The 18,107-nt window shown below is 61.5% G+C and carries 17 protein-coding genes; 12 read left to right on the forward strand and 5 right to left on the reverse strand.

Going from position 1 to position 18,107, the window contains the following annotated elements; genetic code table 11:
• Positions 1-141: 141 nt before the first annotated feature.
• Together gabT and AC4PS7_RS18310 are read left to right on the forward strand one after the other, a co-directional pair.
• Complete coding sequence (gene gabT / locus AC4PS7_RS18305) at positions 142-1,419, forward strand: 4-aminobutyrate--2-oxoglutarate transaminase (protein WP_021491636.1); 1,278 nt, start codon at positions 142-144, stop codon at positions 1,417-1,419.
• Positions 1,420-1,558: 139 nt separating this feature from the next.
• Positions 1,559-2,767, forward strand: coding sequence for an HDOD domain-containing protein (locus AC4PS7_RS18310; RefSeq protein ID WP_305378092.1), 1,209 nt, complete (start codon positions 1,559-1,561; stop codon positions 2,765-2,767).
• A gap of 2 nt (positions 2,768-2,769) precedes the next feature.
• On the opposite strand, the gene AC4PS7_RS18315 is transcribed toward AC4PS7_RS18310, so the two are convergent.
• Complete coding sequence (locus tag AC4PS7_RS18315; RefSeq protein ID WP_010214174.1) at positions 2,770-3,771, reverse strand: GGDEF domain-containing protein; 1,002 nt, start codon at positions 3,769-3,771, stop codon at positions 2,770-2,772.
• Between the two features lie 188 nt (positions 3,772-3,959).
• Positions 3,960-5,144: a delta-9 fatty acid desaturase DesA gene (gene desA, locus AC4PS7_RS18320; RefSeq protein ID WP_010214171.1), complete on the reverse strand. Its 1,185-nt coding sequence runs from the start codon at positions 5,142-5,144 to the stop codon at positions 3,960-3,962.
• A 166-nt stretch (positions 5,145-5,310) separates the two neighbouring features.
• Here desA and dibA point away from each other — a divergent pair, with 166 nt between their 5' ends.
• The 6 genes from dibA (at position 5,311) to AC4PS7_RS18350 (ending at position 11,549) form a co-directional block, all read left to right on the forward strand.
• Entirely contained in the window at positions 5,311-7,224 is a 1,914-nt protein-coding gene (dibA, locus tag AC4PS7_RS18325) for a phosphodiesterase DibA (RefSeq protein WP_047544226.1), read from the forward strand.
• 211 nt (positions 7,225-7,435) lie between these two features.
• Complete coding sequence (gene oscA / locus AC4PS7_RS18330) at positions 7,436-7,618, forward strand: sulfur starvation response protein OscA (RefSeq protein ID WP_003170956.1); 183 nt, start codon at positions 7,436-7,438, stop codon at positions 7,616-7,618.
• 73 nt (positions 7,619-7,691) lie between these two features.
• Complete coding sequence (locus AC4PS7_RS18335; protein WP_021491633.1) at positions 7,692-8,702, forward strand: sulfate ABC transporter substrate-binding protein; 1,011 nt, start codon at positions 7,692-7,694, stop codon at positions 8,700-8,702.
• A gap of 158 nt (positions 8,703-8,860) precedes the next feature.
• A complete protein-coding gene (gene cysT, locus AC4PS7_RS18340; protein WP_010214167.1) occupies positions 8,861-9,679 on the forward strand; it encodes a sulfate ABC transporter permease subunit CysT in 819 nt (272 codons plus the stop codon).
• A 13-nt stretch (positions 9,680-9,692) separates the two neighbouring features.
• Positions 9,693-10,565, forward strand: a complete 873-nt coding sequence (gene cysW, locus AC4PS7_RS18345) for a sulfate ABC transporter permease subunit CysW (RefSeq protein ID WP_010214166.1) — start codon at positions 9,693-9,695, stop codon at positions 10,563-10,565.
• Between the two features lie 3 nt (positions 10,566-10,568).
• A complete protein-coding gene (locus AC4PS7_RS18350; protein ID WP_010214165.1) occupies positions 10,569-11,549 on the forward strand; it encodes a sulfate/molybdate ABC transporter ATP-binding protein in 981 nt (326 codons plus the stop codon).
• Positions 11,550-11,619: 70 nt separating this feature from the next.
• Here the strand turns inward: AC4PS7_RS18350 and AC4PS7_RS18355 are convergent, their stop codons facing one another.
• On the reverse strand, positions 11,620-12,144 hold the full coding sequence (locus tag AC4PS7_RS18355; RefSeq protein WP_106119010.1) for an Mpo1 family 2-hydroxy fatty acid dioxygenase: 525 nt from the start codon (positions 12,142-12,144) through the stop codon (positions 11,620-11,622).
• Positions 12,145-12,227: 83 nt separating this feature from the next.
• Between AC4PS7_RS18355 and AC4PS7_RS18360 the strand changes: the two genes are divergently transcribed.
• Together AC4PS7_RS18360 and AC4PS7_RS18365 are read left to right on the forward strand one after the other, a co-directional pair.
• Positions 12,228-12,914, forward strand: a complete 687-nt coding sequence (locus tag AC4PS7_RS18360; protein WP_010214163.1) for a Crp/Fnr family transcriptional regulator — start codon at positions 12,228-12,230, stop codon at positions 12,912-12,914.
• Between the two features lie 37 nt (positions 12,915-12,951).
• The gene (locus AC4PS7_RS18365; RefSeq protein WP_492179672.1) at positions 12,952-13,317 is read left to right on the forward strand and encodes a response regulator; all 366 of its coding nucleotides are present in this window, start codon (positions 12,952-12,954) and stop codon (positions 13,315-13,317) included.
• Between the two features lie 127 nt (positions 13,318-13,444).
• On the opposite strand, the gene AC4PS7_RS18370 is transcribed toward AC4PS7_RS18365, so the two are convergent.
• Positions 13,445-14,449 (reverse strand): AraC family transcriptional regulator, encoded by a 1,005-nt coding sequence (locus tag AC4PS7_RS18370; protein ID WP_198832201.1) that lies wholly within the window; start codon positions 14,447-14,449, stop codon positions 13,445-13,447.
• Between the two features lie 100 nt (positions 14,450-14,549).
• On the opposite strand from AC4PS7_RS18370, the gene AC4PS7_RS18375 reads away from it, so the two are divergent.
• Positions 14,550-15,644, forward strand: a complete 1,095-nt coding sequence (locus AC4PS7_RS18375) for a fatty acid desaturase (RefSeq protein WP_492179673.1) — start codon at positions 14,550-14,552, stop codon at positions 15,642-15,644.
• A gap of 149 nt (positions 15,645-15,793) precedes the next feature.
• Here AC4PS7_RS18375 and AC4PS7_RS18380 read toward each other — a convergent pair whose 3' ends face one another.
• The gene (locus AC4PS7_RS18380; RefSeq protein ID WP_492179674.1) at positions 15,794-16,963 is read right to left on the reverse strand and encodes a CynX/NimT family MFS transporter; all 1,170 of its coding nucleotides are present in this window, start codon (positions 16,961-16,963) and stop codon (positions 15,794-15,796) included.
• 176 nt (positions 16,964-17,139) lie between these two features.
• On the opposite strand from AC4PS7_RS18380, the gene AC4PS7_RS18385 reads away from it, so the two are divergent.
• Positions 17,140-17,991 carry a LysR family transcriptional regulator gene (locus AC4PS7_RS18385; RefSeq protein ID WP_431480244.1) on the forward strand — a complete coding sequence of 284 codons (852 nt, stop codon included), beginning with the start codon at positions 17,140-17,142 and terminating at the stop codon, positions 17,989-17,991.
• The last annotated feature ends 116 nt before the right edge of the window (positions 17,992-18,107 follow it).

The following is an 18,107-nucleotide window of genomic DNA, read 5'->3' on the forward strand; positions in this document are numbered from 1 at the left end:
GCTGTCCCTTTGCGTGTTTCACCGCGTAATTCGTAGTGGCCGGGAAAGCTGTGGCAGTCGATCATCGCATGCTGCCATAGTTGCCTCCCCGCCACGTATTCCTTGGACCACGCCACCCGATGAGTGGCGAATGAGGACTTTATGAGCAAGACCAACGCATCCCTGATGAAGCGCCGCGAAGCCGCTGTACCACGCGGTGTTGGCCAGATTCACCCGATCTTCGCCGAATCCGCGAAGAACGCCACCGTGACCGACGTTGAAGGTCGCGAGTTCATCGACTTCGCCGGCGGTATCGCCGTGCTGAACACCGGCCACGTGCACCCGAAAATCATCGCGGCCGTGACCGAGCAACTGAACAAGCTGACTCACACCTGCTTCCAGGTCCTGGCCTACGAGCCTTACGTGGAGCTGTGCGAGAAAATCAACGCCAAGGTCCCAGGTGATTTCGCCAAGAAAACCCTGCTGGTCACCACCGGTTCCGAAGCTGTCGAAAACGCCGTGAAAATCGCCCGTGCTGCCACCGGCCGTGCTGGCGTGATCGCCTTCACCGGGGCCTACCACGGCCGCACCATGATGACCCTGGGCCTCACCGGTAAAGTTGTGCCTTACTCGGCAGGCATGGGCCTGATGCCAGGTGGCGTGTTCCGCGCGCTGTTCCCGAACGAACTGCACGGTGTGAGCGACGACGACGCCATCGCCAGCATCGAACGCATCTTCAAGAACGATGCCGAGCCGCGTGACATCGCCGCCATCATCATCGAACCGGTGCAGGGTGAAGGCGGTTTCTACGTCGCGCCCAAATCCTTCATGAAGCGCCTGCGCGAACTGTGCGACAAGCACGGCATCCTGCTGATCGCCGACGAAGTGCAAACCGGTGCCGGCCGTACCGGCACCTTTTTCGCCATGGAGCAGATGGGCGTTGCTGCCGACCTGACCACCTTCGCCAAATCCATCGCTGGCGGTTTCCCGCTGGCCGGTGTGTGCGGCAAGGCCGAATACATGGACGCCATCGCGCCAGGCGGCCTGGGCGGCACCTACGCGGGTAGCCCGATCGCCTGCGCTGCGGCCCTAGCCGTGATGGAAGTGTTCGAAGAAGAGCACCTGCTGGACCGCTGCAAGGCTGTCGGCGAGCGTCTGGTGACCGGTCTGAAAGCGATCCAGGCCAAGTACCCGGTGATCGGCGAAGTGCGCGCTCTGGGCGCAATGATCGCGGTTGAGCTGTTTGACGACGGCGACACCCATAAGCCAAACGCCGCTGCCGTTGCCTCCGTGGTGGCCAAGGCGCGTGAAAAGGGCCTGATCCTGTTGAGCTGCGGCACCTACGGCAACGTGTTGCGCGTACTGGTCCCGCTGACCTCGCCGGACGAGCAGTTGGACAAAGGCTTGGCGATCATCGAAGAGTGCTTCTCCGAGCTGTAAGCGGAAATTGACCTGATCGACAGAAAAAACCCGCTTCGGCGGGTTTTTTTATGCCCATTGCCGCACATTCAGGCCGTGTTCATTGTACCTGGGCGTCTGCATTGTCTAAGGTTGCAGCATTGCCGATGGAGCGTGCTGGATGACTGCTGTTGATTTACCCGCTGTACCCCGCGTGTTGATTGCCGAGGCGGACCCCTGGTCGCGGGACCTGCTCAAGCAGGTGTTGTTGAATGTGCGCTGCGACGCGCGGCTGGATGTGTGTGCCGATGGGCAGCACGCGGTGACGTTGCTGCGAGAAAAAAACTACGATCTGATCCTGGCCGATTGGGAGCTTCCGGGCGTCGATGGTCTGAGCCTGCTGCGCAACGTGCGCCAGCAGCGCCGCTCGCCGGCGTTGCCGTTCATTCTGCTGAGCAGCCGCAATGACAGCGCCAGCGTGCGCGAAGCCTTGCCCCTGGCGCCTACGGCGTACCTGACCAAACCGCTGAACATGGAAGGCCTGACCCAGCGCCTGCAAGACCTGCTGCTCAACGAAGGCGAAACAGTGTACTGCGAGGTTCCGCCGCTGGCGCCCGGCATGACCTTGCCTGTGTTCCTGGAGTGCCGCCGCGAAGCGTCCGATGGCGCACCCTTGCGAGTCGATGTGAAGGCCGCCGTGCAACACAGCCTCGGCCCCGATGGCCTGGATCTCAAGCGCCTGGAGGACCAGGTGCGCATGGACCCGCAAATCACCGCCGTGCTGATCGCCGCCGCCAACAGCGCCGGCCATCACGGCACACCCGTGCAAACCTTGCCCGCTGCCCTGCATAAGCTGGTGCCGGGGCAAAGCATGAACCTGATCCTCGGCCTGGCGCTCAAACACAACGTGGTGCTGGGGGACCCGGCTTTGGTGGCCTATGCCGAGCGCCACTGGCAATTGTCCCTGGACACCGCCGACTACGCTCGGCGGCTGGCGCGCATGTTGGAGCTGGACCACGAACGCTGTTACAGCGCCGGCATCCTCCATCGGCTCGGCGACCTGGCGCTATTGCGCTGCTTGGAAAACTGGCGCCAGGGCGGTGGTGCGCTGGATGACGAAGCGATTGGTGAGTCTCTCTACACCTTTGGCGCGGCCTATGGTTCAGCGCTGCGCACACGTTGGCGTTTGCCACTGGAACTGCGCCAGTTGATCGCGGCGATTTATGCGTTGGAGGGCGGCGTGTATGCCCGGGAAGCGCTGGTAGTGAACCTGGCGGCGCAGATGGCGCGTTTGACTGAGCATGAAGGCTTGGAGGAGCTGGCCAGAAGCAAGACTGCGCGATTGCTCAGGGTCGGGTTGGCGGAATTGACGCGGATCCGCAAGGCTTAGCGTCAGCCGGCCACCACGCGGTTCTTGCCCAAGCGTTTGGCCTCGTACATGGCGGCATCGGCGCGGGCGAACAGGCTGTCCAGGGTCGAATCTGCCTCGGTGAGGCTGGCCAGGCCCTGACTGATGGTCACGCTGAACGCCTGGCCCTCATAGCTGAAGCTCAGTTCCTGAATCTCCCGGCCCAACCGCTCAGCCACTTGCAAGGCCATCTCCGGCGCACAGCCGGGCAGGACGGCGGCGAACTCTTCGCCGCCAATGCGTCCGAACAGATCACCACGGCGCAATACCCCGCGACCGCTCTCGGCGATACGCCGCAACACTTGATCACCCTCCAGGTGGCCGTAGCTGTCGTTGACGTCTTTGAAGTCATCGATGTCCAGCAGCAGGAAGGCCAGCGGTTCTCCTTTGGCACAGGCCGTGTCGAAGGCCAGGTTGGCGCACTCGAAGAAGTGCCGGCGGTTACTGCTCTGGGTCAGCACATCGGTGGTGGCCAGGCGATGCAGCTCCAGCTCCATCTGTTTCTTTTCGGTGATGTCTTCGGCCATGCCCACCACGATCAACGGTTCTCCGGGCTCGACCCGCTGGTTGATGTAGCATTTGTCGCTCAACCAGCGGATCTGCCCGTCAGCGGTGATGATGCGGTACTCACGGTCCTCCACGGCGCCCCGTTCCAGCACGCGGGCGAGGCTGTGTTCAGCATAGTCGAGGTCTTCGGGGTGAATGCTGTTGCGCCATTCCCGATGATCGGCCAGCAGCAGGCCGGCAGAGCGTCCGAACACGCGCTCGTAGGCCGGGCTTACGTAGAGCACCCGGCGCGTTTCCCAATCCATGGCCCAGAGCACGGCGTTGACACTCACCAACATCGAACTCAGCAGTTGTTCCCGCTCGCTCAACCGCTCGACTTCACCCTGGGCATGCACCAACGCCAACAGGGTCGCAGCCGCAGCCGGACGCGGATGTTCAGCGGTGGGAGGATCGGGCAAATAAGGATTTTCGTGAACCATCGGCACAACTCTCTCTGGGCGCGCCGCAGGCTGGAGCAGCGGACGCTACAAGGGGCCACCATGATGGCGAAGTGTTCATTGAGAGAGGGTAATTGCGGTGAAGTTCCGTCAATAGTGCCGATTGCCGGTGCCCGGTAAATGACGCCAAAAAGCTGGTAGGTGGGAGAGCAAGCCCTCCCACCGCACCATCAGACTGCCGCAGGACGCAGCGAATAAGTCTTCAATTGGTGAGCGAAATCCCGCAGGGACTGGATGCCGCTGGCCTCGGCTTCATGCACCCATTCCTTGATGGCCGCCAGCATATCGTGGCCATTGGAACTGGTCTTGAGCCAGATCTGCTGCAGCGCCAGGCGCTTTTCGTAGATCACTTTCAGCGCGTGGCTGTGTTCCAGCATGTTCTGGATACGCAGGTGATGGCGGTCATCGAGCAAGCTGGTTTCCCGCGACAGCAAGCGCTTGGCACGATGGAACTGGTGACGCACCGAGTGATCGACCTTTTCCAGCTCCTGCTTGACCAACGGGCCAATCACCAGCTTGCGGTACTGGGCCATGATCTGGAAGCGGTTGTTGAGGATCGCCATGGCGGTGTCCATGTCCAGGTGGCCCTTGCCTTCCACGCGGTGGGCGATGGGCGCGACACGCTGCACCTTGGCCAGGCGCAGGAAGCTGAACACCTTGATCCAGGCCCAGCCCAGGTCGAACTCCCACTTCTTCACCGACAGCTTGGCCGAGTTGGGGTAGGTGTGGTGGTTGTTATGCAGCTCTTCGCCGCCAACGATGATGCCCCACGGCACCAGGTTGGTCGCCGCGTCACGGCATTCGAAGTTGCGATAGCCCACGGCATGCCCCAGGCCATTGATCACGCCAGCGGCCCAGAACGGAATCCACATCATCTGGATGGCCCAGATGGTAATGCCGATGGTACCGAACAGCAGCAGGTCGATCACACCCATGATCGCCACGCCCAGCAGCGGATAGGGGGTGTAGATTTTGCGTTCGATCCAGTCATCCGGGCAGTTCTTGCCGTAGATGCGCAGGGTCTCGGGGTTTTCGGCCTCGGCGCGGTACAGCTCGGCGCCTTTGCGCATCACGGTGGACAAGCCTTTGATGACGGGGCTGTGCGGGTCGTCGACCGTTTCGCACTTGGCGTGGTGCTTGCGGTGGATGGCGGTCCACTCGCGGGTGTTCTGCGCCGTGGTCAGCCACAGCCAGAAGCGGAAGAAGTGTTTAAGACCGGCATTGAGCTCCAGGGAGCGATGGGCGGAATAGCGATGCAGATAGACTGTGACCGCAACGATGGTCACGTGGGTCATCAACAGAGTGACCGCCACCAGTTGCCAGGCTGACAGGTCAAGAAAACCGTTGTACCACATAGGCTGTATGGCCCTCAGATAAAGAAAAGAACAGCTCACGCATTATCACTCAGCCTACAGAGAAAACCAGCCGCGCTTTCAGATAGGAGTGACTGGATGTTTCTTATTCTATAATCCGCAGTCTTTGTAGGGCGACTCTGTCTTTTTGGTAAGGATTACTGACCATATGCCGTTTTCATACCGGGGTGCCCTACGTGCGGGGCTGGTATACCTGTTGATTTCCGTTCTGTGGATTGGCGTCACTCAGCGCGTATTGATCGAGTTTCTCGATAACCAGAGTGAGTTGAACCACTGGCTGCAGGTGCGCGGCTACGTGTGGGTGACACTGAGCGCCTTGGCGATCTACCTGATCTGCGCCCGATTTGCCCGGGCCAACCAACTGCAACAGCCTTTGAAAGAAAACCGCGAACGCTTGCGCCAGGCTGCCGCTGTGTTCGATTGCACTCGTGAAGGGGTGTTGGTCACTGACACAAAGGGGCTGATCGTGCACGTCAACCGGGCCTTCATGGAAATCACCGGCTACAGCCGCGAAGACGTCATGGGCCAACAGCCCAGCCTGTTCAAGTCCGGTCGCCATTCGTCGAATTTCTATCAGCAGATGTTCCAGAGCCTGGAGCGCACCGGCGAATGGAGCGGTGAGATCTGGAACCGACGCAAAAGCGGTGAAATTTATCCCCAGTGGCAGACCATTCGCGTGATTCACGATGATCAGGGTCAGGTCAGCCATTACGTCGCAGTGTTTTCCGATATCAGCGCCATCAAGGACTCCGAGCACGAACTGGCTCACCTGGCCCATCATGACCCGCTGACCGACCTGCCCAACCGCCTGTTGTTCACCGACCGCGCCGAACAGGCGCTGGCCTCGGCGCAAACCCACAAGCGTGGCTGCGCCTTGTTGTTGCTGGACCTGGACCACTTCAAGATCATCAACGACAGCCTCGGCCATAACGTCGGCGATCAGTTGCTCAAGCTCGTCGGCGAACGGCTCAAGGCGCTGTTCGGCCCTGGCGTGACCTTGGCGCGCCTGGGGGGGGATGAGTTCGCGGTGCTGGCGGAAAGTTGTCCACAGGTGGCTCAGGCCGCGGGCCTGGCGCAGCGCATGCTGGACGCGATGAAGCAGCCCTTCATCTTTGACGGCCACCAGCTGTTTATCAGCGCCAGTATTGGTATCAGCCTGTTCCCCAGCGACGCCCTGAGCGCGGAGCAATTGCTGCGTAATGCCGACTCAGCGCTGTTCAAGGCCAAGAGCGCTGGCCGTGAAGGCTACGCCCTGTACACCGAAGAGCTGACCGCCCATGCGCAGAACCGCGTGGAAATCGCCAGTGAGCTGCGCCGTGCCCTTGAGCAGCAAGAGCTGTGCGTCTACTACCAACCGGTGCATGACCTCAACGACAGCCGCCTGATCGGCGTCGAAGCGCTGGTGCGCTGGCAACACCCGGAGCGTGGCCTGGTGCCGCCTGGGGAATTTATCCCGATTGCCGAACGCACCGGGTTGATTGCCGATATCGACGCCTGGGTGATGAACCAGGCCTGCCGACAGATGTGTGATTGGCTGGCGCAGGGTACGCCGCTGAGTTTTATCGCCATCAACGTCTCCAGCCGCCTGTTTGCCCGGCGCGAGTTGTACGAGCAGGTGGCCCAGGTGCTGCACGACACCGGCCTGGATCCGGCTTTCCTGGAGTTGGAAGTCACCGAAAGCGCCGTGATGGAGGACCCGGAGGTGGCGCTGGAGCAACTGCACCGCCTGCGCGAGCTGGGCCTGCGCCTGGCCATCGATGATTTTGGTACCGGTTACTCGTCGCTGTTGCGCCTCAAGCGCCTGCCGGTGCAGAAGCTCAAGATCGACCAAGGCTTCGTCGCCGGGTTGCCGTGGGATGAAGACGACGCGGCGATCGTGCGCGTGGTGATCGCCCTGGCAAAAAGCATGGGCATGCAGGTGCACGCCGAAGGGATCGAGCAACGGGAGCAGGCGCGTTTCCTGCTCGACCAGCAGTGCGACCTGGGGCAGGGGTATTGGTTTGGTCGACCAGTGCCAGCGGGCGAGATCGATTGGTCGAAAGCACCCGCCATTCGAGAGTGAAAGGCGGCCAAAATGGATCCTCTCAAGGCTTTATTTTCTGTGCTCGGGCACCGAACCCGCGCGCAACCCCACGTCACACCAGAAAATTCTTTCTGGTTATATAAACATTCTTAAATAGTATTTTTAAGAATATCTGCGCTTATCTACTATCGCTCTCACGCCGCAAGCAGTGCCGCCACTGCAAGGCACTATTCATTTAAGGAGCGAGACCATGAGCGCCTCTCTACGTAGCGTCGACGGCCAGGACGAAGCAGCCATTTTGCGTGAGATCCAGAGCGCGTTGCGCGATCTGCGGTTTGGTGCGGTGGAAATCACCGTGCATAACGCGCAAGTGGTACAGATTGAACGCAAGGAAAAATTCCGACTGCAGAACCCGGGCAACAAGCCGAGCTAGGCAAGAACGGCGATTCGCATGCTAGACCCGCAACTATAAGAAAAAGCCAACACCCAGAATTTCAGGAGCTTCTATGTCGTCGATTCGCCGTTATGCCCTGGCCGCACTGGCCAGCGCCGTGTTTGCAGGTTCCGCCGTTGCCAAGGACTACGAGTTGCTCAACGTCTCGTACGACCCGACCCGTGAGCTGTACCAGGACTACAACGCGGAGTTCACCCAGTTCTGGAAACAGTCCCACCCAGGTGACAACGTCAAGATCCAGCAATCCCACGGTGGTTCGGGCAAGCAAGGCCGTGCCGTGATCGACGGCCTGCGCGCCGACGTGGTCACCTTGGCCCTGGCCGGTGACATCGACGAAATCGCCAAGCTGGGCAAGACCCTGCCGGAGAACTGGCAGACCCGCCTGCCGGACGCCAGCACCCCGTACACCTCGACCATCGTGTTCCTGGTGCGCAAGGGCAACCCTAAAGGCATCAAGGATTGGGGCGACCTGATCAAGAAAGACGTGTCCGTGATCACCCCGAACCCGAAAACCTCCGGCGGCGCCCGCTGGAACTTCCTCGCCGCTTGGGCCTATGGCCTGAAAACCGGCGGCAGCGAAGCCAAGGCCCAGGAATACGTGAAAGAGCTGTTCAAACACGTCCCCGTACTGGACACCGGCGCTCGCGGTTCGACCATCACCTTCGTCAACAACGGTCAGGGTGATGTGTTGCTGGCTTGGGAAAACGAAGCCTTCCTGGCCCTGAAAGAAGATGGCGGTGCTGATAAGTTCGATATCGTCGTGCCTTCCCTGTCGATCCTCGCGGAGCCGCCGGTGGCCGTGGTCGACAAGAACGCCGAGAAAAAGGGCAACACCGAAATCGCCACTGAATACCTGAAGCACCTGTACAGCCCGGCTGGCCAGGAGATTGCGGCCAAGAACTTCTACCGCCCACGCGATGCAAAAGTGGCCGCCAAATACGCCCAGCAGTTCCCGAAACTGGACCTGGTGACTATCGACAAAGACTTCGGCGGCTGGAAAACTGCCCAACCGAAATTCTTTAATGACGGTGGCGTGTTCGACCAGATTTACACCGCGCAATAACGCAATCTGGCGGCGCACGCTTTGCCCTGTGGGAGCTGGCTTGCCTGCGATAGCATCACCGCGGTGTGACTGACATACCGAGGCGCTTGCATCGCAGGCAAGCCAGCTCCCACAGGACGTGTGTGCCTTCAGTGGTTTTCCCTTAACCAAGGACTCTTATGTCGCGTCGTATCTCCCCCGTCATACCCGGCTTCGGGCTGACGCTGGGCTACACCGTGGTGTACCTCAGCCTGATCGTACTCATCCCCCTCGCGGCGATGTTTGTACACGCCGCTCAACTCACCTGGGATCAGTTCTGGAACATCATCTCCGCACCGCGCGTGTTGGCGGCGTTGCAACTGAGCTTCAGCACCGCGCTGTACGCCGCGCTGATCAACGGCGTGATCGGTACGCTGCTCGCCTGGGTGCTGGTGCGTTACACCTTCCCCGGCCGCAAGATCATCGATGCGATGATCGACCTGCCGTTCGCTTTGCCCACCGCCGTCGCCGGTATCGCGCTGACCGCGCTGTACACGCCTAACGGCCTGGTCGGCCAGTTCGCCGCCGACCTGGGCTTCAAGATCGCCTATACCCCCTTGGGCATCACCCTGGCGCTGACCTTCGTCACCCTGCCGTTCGTGGTGCGCACGGTGCAGCCGGTACTCGCCGATATCCCTCGGGAAGTCGAAGAAGCCGCCGCCTGCCTGGGTGCCAAGCCGTTGCAGGTGTTCCGGCACATCCTCGTACCCGCGTTGCTGCCAGCGTGGTTGACCGGTTTCGCCCTGGCATTTGCCCGTGGCGTCGGTGAATACGGCTCGGTGATTTTCATCGCCGGCAACATGCCGATGAAAACCGAGATCCTGCCCTTGCTGATCATGGTCAAGCTCGACCAATACGACTACCGCGGCGCCACGTCCATCGGCGTGCTGATGCTGGTGGTTTCCTTTGTCCTGCTGCTGCTGATCAACTTGTTGCAGCGGCGCATCGAACGTCCATAAGGAGGCGCGGAACATGTCCCAATCGTCTATTTCCGCCGCGTCCTCGGCCAACGCCGCCCGCCGTGGCAGCGCTGCGTCCCGACGTATCCTGATCGGCCTCGGCTGGCTGGTGTTCGCGCTGTTCCTGCTGTTGCCGCTGTTTATCGTGGTCACCCAAGGCCTGAAGAACGGCCTCGGTGCGTTCTTCACCGCGATCCTCGAACCCGATGCGTTGTCGGCGCTGAAACTCACGGTGATCGCCGTGGTGATTTCGGTGCCGCTCAACCTGGTGTTCGGCGTCAGCGCCGCGTGGTGCGTGAGCAAGTATTCGTTCCGTGGCAAAAGCATCCTGGTGACGCTCATCGATTTGCCGTTCTCGGTGTCGCCGGTCATCGCCGGCCTGGTCTATGTGCTGATGTTCGGGGCCCAGGGTTTCTTTGGCCCGTGGTTGCAGGACCATGACATCCAGATCGTGTTCGCCTTGCCCGGCATCGTGCTGGCGACCATCTTCGTCACCGTGCCCTTTGTGGCCCGTGAACTGATCCCGCTGATGCAGGAGCAGGGCACCCAGGAAGAAGAGGCTGCGCGTCTGCTCGGCGCCAATGGCTGGCAGATGTTCTGGCATGTGACCGTGCCGAATATCAAATGGGGTCTGATCTACGGCGTGGTGCTGTGTACCGCACGGGCCATGGGTGAGTTCGGCGCGGTGTCGGTGGTGTCTGGCCACATTCGCGGCGTGACCAACACCCTGCCGCTGCACGTCGAGATTCTCTACAACGAATACAACCACGTTGCCGCGTTTGCGGTGGCGAGTCTGTTGCTGATCCTGGCGCTCTTTATCCTGCTGCTCAAGCAGTGGAGCGAGAACCGTATTAACCGCCTGCGCGCCGGTGCGGCTGAGGAATAAGTCATGTCGATCGAAGTCCGTAATGTCAGCAAGAACTTCAACGCCTTCAAGGCCCTGAACAGCATCAACCTGGACATCCAGAGTGGCGAGCTGGTGGCGTTGCTTGGCCCGTCCGGTTGCGGCAAGACCACCTTGCTGCGCATCATCGCCGGCCTGGAAACCCCGGATGACGGCAGCATCGTGTTCCACGGTGAAGACGTGTCCGGCCATGACGTGCGTGATCGCAACGTGGGCTTCGTATTCCAGCACTATGCGTTGTTCCGCCACATGACCGTGTTCGACAACGTCGCCTTCGGCCTGCGCATGAAGCCGAAAAACCAGCGTCCGAGCGAGAGCCAGATCGCGGTCAAGGTGCATGAGCTGCTGAATATGGTGCAGCTGGATTGGTTGTCGGATCGCTACCCGGAGCAGCTGTCCGGTGGCCAGCGCCAACGTATCGCCCTGGCCCGCGCCCTGGCGGTGGAACCCAAAGTGCTGCTGCTTGACGAGCCCTTCGGCGCCCTCGACGCCAAGGTGCGAAAAGAATTGCGCCGCTGGCTGGCGCGCCTGCACGAAGACATCAACCTGACCTCGGTGTTCGTGACCCACGACCAGGAAGAGGCCATGGAAGTCGCCGACCGCATCGTGGTGATGAACAAGGGGGTGATCGAGCAGATCGGCTCACCGGGTGACGTCTACGAAAACCCGGCCAGCGACTTCGTCTACCACTTCCTGGGTGATTCGAACCGCCTGCACGTGGGTGAAGACAAACACGTGCTGTTCCGTCCCCATGAAGTGTCGCTGTCGCGCCATGAGCTGGAAGACCATCACGCCGCCGAAGTGCGGGATATTCGCCCGCTGGGCGCGACCACGCGTGTGACGTTGAAAGTTGAAGGCCAGAGCGAACTTATCGAAGCCGAAGTGGTGAAAGACCACGATAGCCTGACCGGTTTGGCGCGCGGCGAGACCCTGTTCTTCAAGCCCAAGGTCTGGCAAAAAGCCTAAGCCTCCAGACAGCGCAAAACCCTGTGGGAGCCGGGCAGGCCCGGCTCCCACATTTGATCTCTAGGGTCTGTCAGACCGTGGCGTTTTTCGCGCGCACCGCCACAGGCCCCGACCGCGCTTCGATCTGTTGCTTGAGCCCCTGCCGCAACCCCAGCAGAAACGCCAGCTCCGCCACCACAAACAACGGCCCTACAATCAGCCCCGACACGTCATCCACAAACGCCGGCTTCCTGCCTTCGTAATAGTGGCCGACAAACTGAATCACCCAACCCACCACAAACATCCCCACGCCGCTGCTGAGCCACACCATTGTGCTCTGCGCCGCCAGCACATGCCCGGCCCACACCGACAAGCCGATCAGCACCGTCATCAGCACACCCAGCGCCAGCTCCAGGCGCAAGTAAAACCACGCGCAAAACAGCGCGAGCAGAACGGCCGGTGAGATCCACAACCCACTGACATCCCATTCCGGACGTGACAGCAGCACGGCGACCGCGACGACAATCAGCGGGATGCCGATAAAGTGGCTGGCGATGTTGCGCGGGTCTCGGTGGTAGGCGGCGTATTGACTGAGATGGTCGACGAGGCTTTTCATTGTTATTCCTCCTGTAGGATGTTTGATCATGCCCTGTCAGCCTGTGGCGTACTGTCAACTGGGCGACAATCTTCGGAGTTCACATGGATGCAGACCAATGGCGCTCCCGGTTGGCCACCGGTCACTGGTTCAGTCACCTGCCCTTGCCTTTTCAGCATAGCTTGCTGGCTCAGGCCCGATTGAGGCCGCTCACGGCGGGACAGTACTTGTTCAAGCGCGGCGACCCACCCTGTGGTTTGTATGCGGTACTCGACGGCACCCTGCGGGTCAGTGCGGTGAACGAGCAGGGCAAGGAAGCGATTCTCAGCCTGGTGGAGTCACCCTTTTGGTTCGGCGAGATCTGCCTGTTCGATGGCTTGCCACGTACCCACGATGCCTGCGCTGTCGGGCCTTGCACGTTGCTGCAGGTCCCACAACAGGCGCTGCTGAACATACTCGATGACAGCCCCAGGTACTGGCGCGACCTGGCGCTGCTGATGAGCCAGAAGCTGCGCCTGAGTTTTATCGGCCTTGAACAGCTCAGCCTGATGCCGGCCTCGGTTCGGTTGGCTCATCGTTTGTTGATGATTGTTGAAGGTTATGGCGATACCGAGCATTCAAAGCGTGTACTGCATCTACCCCAGGAAGACCTGGCAGCGATGTTGAGCCTGTCGCGCCAGACCACCAACGCGCTGCTCAAGGATCTGCAAGCCCAGGGCCTTGTGCGTCTGGGCTATGGCGAGATTGAAATCCTCGACGTACCGCGGCTACGGCAGGCGGCGCACACCTGAGGGTGTTAGCCTGCAGGCCTATCAAACGAGGTGTGTTATGCGTGTGCTGTTAGTGGAACATGAATCCGAAGAAGCACAGCGGATGGCCCAGGGCCTGAACGAGGCCGGCTACAGCGTGGAAGTCGCGGTCAATGGCATGGCGGCGCAGCGGTTTGTCGAGGGCGTCGAGTACGACCTGGTGATCCTGGATGTGATGCTGCCGGGGCTCAATGCCTGGAAACTGCAGCAGGCGATCCGGCAGAAGGGCGAGACGCCGCTGCTGTTCCTGACCACGCCGGGCGGGATTGAAGATCGCCTGCGCGGGTTGGAGTTGCATGAGGATGACTATTTGCTCAAGCCGTTTGAGGCCAAGACGCTGGTGGCGCGGGTGAAGAAGGTGTTGCGGCGCGATCGCGGGCGTTGATTGAGCTGAAATGCCCAGTGCTTGAACCTGCGCTTTCGCGAGCACGCCCGTTCCCACACATGGAATACGTTCCCCTGTGGGAGCGGGCTTGCTCGCGAAGAGGCCTCCCTATCCAGCACCAATCTGCCTACCGCAATCCATCCCGAAACTGCCCCGGTGTCATCCCCGTCCAACGCTTGAACGCACGGTTGAAGCTGCTGGTATCGGCAAAGCCGAGCAAATGGCTGATCTCGGCCAATGAACAGTGCGGATCGCGCAAGTGCAGCAACGCCAGGTTTTCCCGGCACTCGCTGAGCAACGCATCGAACCGACAGCCCTCATCCGCCAAGTGCCGCTGCAAACTGCGCAGGCTCAGGTGCAGGGCCTGGGCGATGCGCTCGGCACTCGGCTCGCCATCCGGCAATTGCGCCTCGATGGCCGCGCGCACCTTGCGCTCCCAGGTCAGCGGTTGCAGTTGGGCGAGGGTGCGCTTGAGCACGGTTTCGTTGTGCTCGGCCAGTTCGGGATTGGCGTCGTCCAGGTGGCTGTCGAAATCCTCGGCGGCGAACTCCAGACGGTCCTCCTCGGCATCGAAAAATACCGGCGCGCGAAACACCGTGTGCCAAGGCTTCGGGTCAACAGGTTCCGGCCTTCGCAGGTACACCGCCAGCGGCGCGTACTCGCGGCCCAGACGGTTGCGACAGGTACGCACATAGATCGCCGCAAATGCATCGATGGCCTCGAACGCCGGCGCCGGGCTGCCCGGTAGTTGCAGCAGGCGGAACCGATAACGTTCGCCATCGCCGCTCAGCTCCAGGCTCAAGGCATCGCTGACCACCTGGTGATATCGCACGATGCGCTCGAACACTTCGCGCAAGCTCCCACTGGCCACCAGCGCATACCCCAATGCATGAAAAGTGGTGGCGCTGACAAACCGCGACACTCGCAAGCCAATCGCCGGATCACCACTGGCCTGTACCGCCAATTCCCACAGACGCGTGGTGGCCGACAGCGGGTAGCGCGCATTGGGATCGTCCATCTTCTGCGGGTCGAGCCCGGCTTGCAGGCACAGGGCGCCGCTGTCGAGGCCCAGGGCGTCGAGCTGCTTGCGCAGGGCGCGGGTCCAGCTGGCGAGGGAAGTGGGTTCGGTCATGGCGATTGGCGCTTGCGGTCAACAGGTTGGCGTGTGGAGCTGATGCCCTGGCGGACCGCTTGGGCCAGGATGCAGCTATCAATCACCAGAGGATGGAAGCATGGACGGTACTTCTGCAAGTCCCCAGCAGATGAACGCACAACAGCGCTCGGCGCATATCCGTGAAGTGGTGCTGGCCGAAGGCGTGCGCCTGCGCCGGCAGCACCCCTGGCTGCTGCATCAGGACGCGCTGGGCGCGAGCATTCTGGCGTTTGCGCTGCTCGGCATGGTGGGCTCGGCGGCGCTCTACATCACAGGTCACATGGCGTGGTGGGTGTGCTTGCTGCTGAACGCGTTCCTGGCCTCGCTGACCCACGAGCTGGAACACGACCTGATCCACAGCATGTACTTTCGCAAGCAGCGCCTGCCCCATAACCTGATGATGGGCCTGGTGTGGCTGGCGCGGCCGAGCACCATCAACCCGTGGGTGCGCCGGCACCTGCACCTCAACCATCACAAGGTCTCCGGCACCGAAACCGATATGGAAGAGCGCGCCATCACCAACGGAGAACCCTGGGGGTTTGCGCGGTTGCTGATGGTCGGCGATAACGTCATGTCGGCCTTCATCCGCATCCTGCGGGCCAAGACCTGGACGCACAAACTGGCCATCCTCAAGCGCTCGCTGCTGGTGTATGCACCGCTGGCGCTGCTGCATTGGGGCGCGTGGTACGTGTTCCTCGGCTTTCATGCCGCCAATGGCATTGCCAGTCTGCTCGGCGCTCCCATCGCGTGGTCCGCCGACACTGTGCAGGTGATGCAGGTGATCGATATCGCTGCCGTGGTGATCATCGGCCCTAACGTGTTGCGCACCTTTTGCCTGCACTTTGTCAGCTCCAACATGCACTACTACGGCGATGTGGAGCTGGGCAATGTGATCCAGCAGACCCAGGTATTGAACCCCTGGTGGATGTGGCCGTTGCAGGCGTTCTGTTTCAACTTCGGCAGCACCCACGGCATTCACCATTTTGTGGTGAAGGAACCGTTTTACATCCGTCAGATGACCGCCAAAGTGGCCCACAAGGTGATGGCTGAGATGGGGGTGCGCTTCAATGATTTCGGGACGTTTGCGCGGGCTAATCGGCTTGGCTTTCCACCGTCAGCAGGGTTTCGATCAGCACCTTCGCCGCAGGCGACAAACGCACCCCAGCGCGGCTGATCATCCCGCAACGGTTGCTGAGGCGCTCCACTGCATGAGGCAGATTGCGTCCGTGCAACCCCTGCAATTGGCCATTGGCGAAGGCATTTTCGGCAGCCAGGTCGATGGCGCCGGACTGCCGATCTTGAATGCCTATGTATAGAGCGGGGTTATAGAGCGGGGGCCGTGCGGTAGGTCGCGGGACTGAACACCCGCGTCACCACCAGCATCGCCACCGCCGTTACGGTCAGCACCACCCAGGCACTGACAAAGCTGCCGGTGAGTTCGCGCAGCCATCCGGTCAACCATGGCGAAATTGCATTGATCAAAAAGCCCACGCCTTGCACGAACGCCGCCAGTTGCCCGGCCTGGCGCGGGTCGCGGTGGTGATCGAGGGTCAGCAACAGGCTCAGGGCAAAACACGCGCCCAGGCCGAAGCCACACAGCGCCACCCACAGATGAGGAAACTGCAGCGGCGCCATTAACAGGCCGAGATAGCCGAGGGTCTGGGCCAGCAGGCTGATCCACAGCAGTGGCCGACGATCGATCCCGCGTTGCGCCAGCACCGGCATCAACAGCGCGGCGATCACCTGGAAGATGGTCATAAAGGCCAGCAGCGAGCCACTGGGCAGCACGTCCCAGCCCAGTTGCTGATAGTAGGCCGGCAGCCACGCCACCATGCTCATGTAACCGCAGTTCACCAAGCCGAAATACAGCGCCAGCAGCCAGGCACGGCGGTTGCGCAGGCCCTTGAAGGCGGGGATGACCTCTGCGCTTTTTGCCGCGCCCAGCGGCAACCAGGCCCACAACAGCAGCGCGGCCAGTGCCGGCAACAGCCACACGCCGAGCCCGGCCTGCCATTGCTGGAAATGCGTGGCCACCACCGGACTGAGCAGCGCCGCCAGCCCGCCACCGGCCATCAGCGACGCTGAATAAACGCCCATCGCCACCGGCACGCGGTGATGAAACTCGCGCTTGATCATCGCCGGCACCAACGCCTGGATCAACGCGACACCGGCACCGCCGAGCAACGCGGTCACCAGCAACGTCGAGCCCTGGCCCATCAACCAGCGGGCCAGGCAGGCCAGCAGGATCATCATCAGGCCCAGGGCGATGCCACGCCGCTCTCCAAGTTGCGCTTCAACGCGCACGCCTACCAGTGCCACCAGGCCCATGCACACCACGGGCAGGCTGGTGAGCAGGGCGCTGCTCTGGAAGCTCAAACCGGTGGCCAGGCGAATCTCGCCGAGCAACGGGCTGATGGAGCTGAGAATCGGCCGCAGATTAAGGCCCAGGACCACCAGCAGCCCCCAGCCGGCGAGGGATTTATTCAGGGTCATGCAGGTTTTTCCACGGGTGATACAGCGTGGTCATGGCCGCGTCGGGCAGGTGCTGTTGAGCGTCGCTCATGGAGACCCCTCTGGGCAGGATGGAGGGTGAAGTATGGGCAGTGGGCGAGGTATTCTGAAATTAAATATAACCATGCCAATCAGTGGCAAACGCAATGGTGACTGCCATGTTCGATCCCGTGTTGTTGCGTAGCTTTGTCACCGTGGTGGATTGCGGCAATTTCACCCGCGCCGCCGAGCGCCTGCACCTGACCCAATCCACGGTCAGCCAGCAGATCCGCCGCCTGGAAGAGGCGGTGGCGTGCCAGCTACTGAACCGCGACCAGCGCCGCGTGGTGGCGACAGCAGAAGGCGAGCGCCTGCTGGCCTATGCGCGACGCATCCTCGCGCTGCATGAAGAAGCCGCCGACGTGTTGATCAGCCAGCAAAGCGACGGCGTGCTGCGCCTCGGTGTACCTGAGGACTTTGCGTCGGAACGGCTCATGCCGCTGCTGTCGGCCTTTGTGCTGGCCTTTCCCAGGGTGCGCCTGGAAGTCACCAGCGGCCTTGGCCCCGAGCTGCAGCGCCAATACCGTAGCGGCGAGTTCGATGTGTTGCTGGTCAAGCAGATGGGCGAGAGTGATGACTGCCTGGCTTCGTGGCCGGAGCCTTTGTGTTGGGTGGACAGCCGCAACACGCCATCCTTGGGACGTGACCCTTTGCCGTTGGTGGCCTTTCCCGTGGGGGGGCTGTACCGCAATGAAATGCTGCAACACCTGGAGGTGGGGGGGTGGCGCTGGCGCATCGGGTATTCCAGCGCGAGCCTGGCGAGTGTGTGTTCAGCGGTGGCGGCGGGGTTGGGTATTAGTTTGCTGCCCCGTCGGGTCGTACAGGCTGGGCATAGCGTACTGGGCCCGGACAGCGGTTTGCCCAGGGTGCAAGGCGTGCGGCTGGCGCTGTATGGCCGTAGTGGCTTGGGTGCGGCGGGGCAGAGCCTGCAACGCCAGCTGCTTGATTTGTGTGCGAACAGCCCTGTCTGAGCGATGGCTTTTTCTGAATTTTTTACGCCGGAAAGGCATTCAAAAACGGCCTCCCATGCAGGCGTGTCGGTTGTGTTGTTTCCGCCCTGGCAACGGTGAAGCGTTGGAGCGGGCTT

The sequence above is a fragment of the Pseudomonas sp. DW-iso3 genome, from assembly GCF_058725305.1.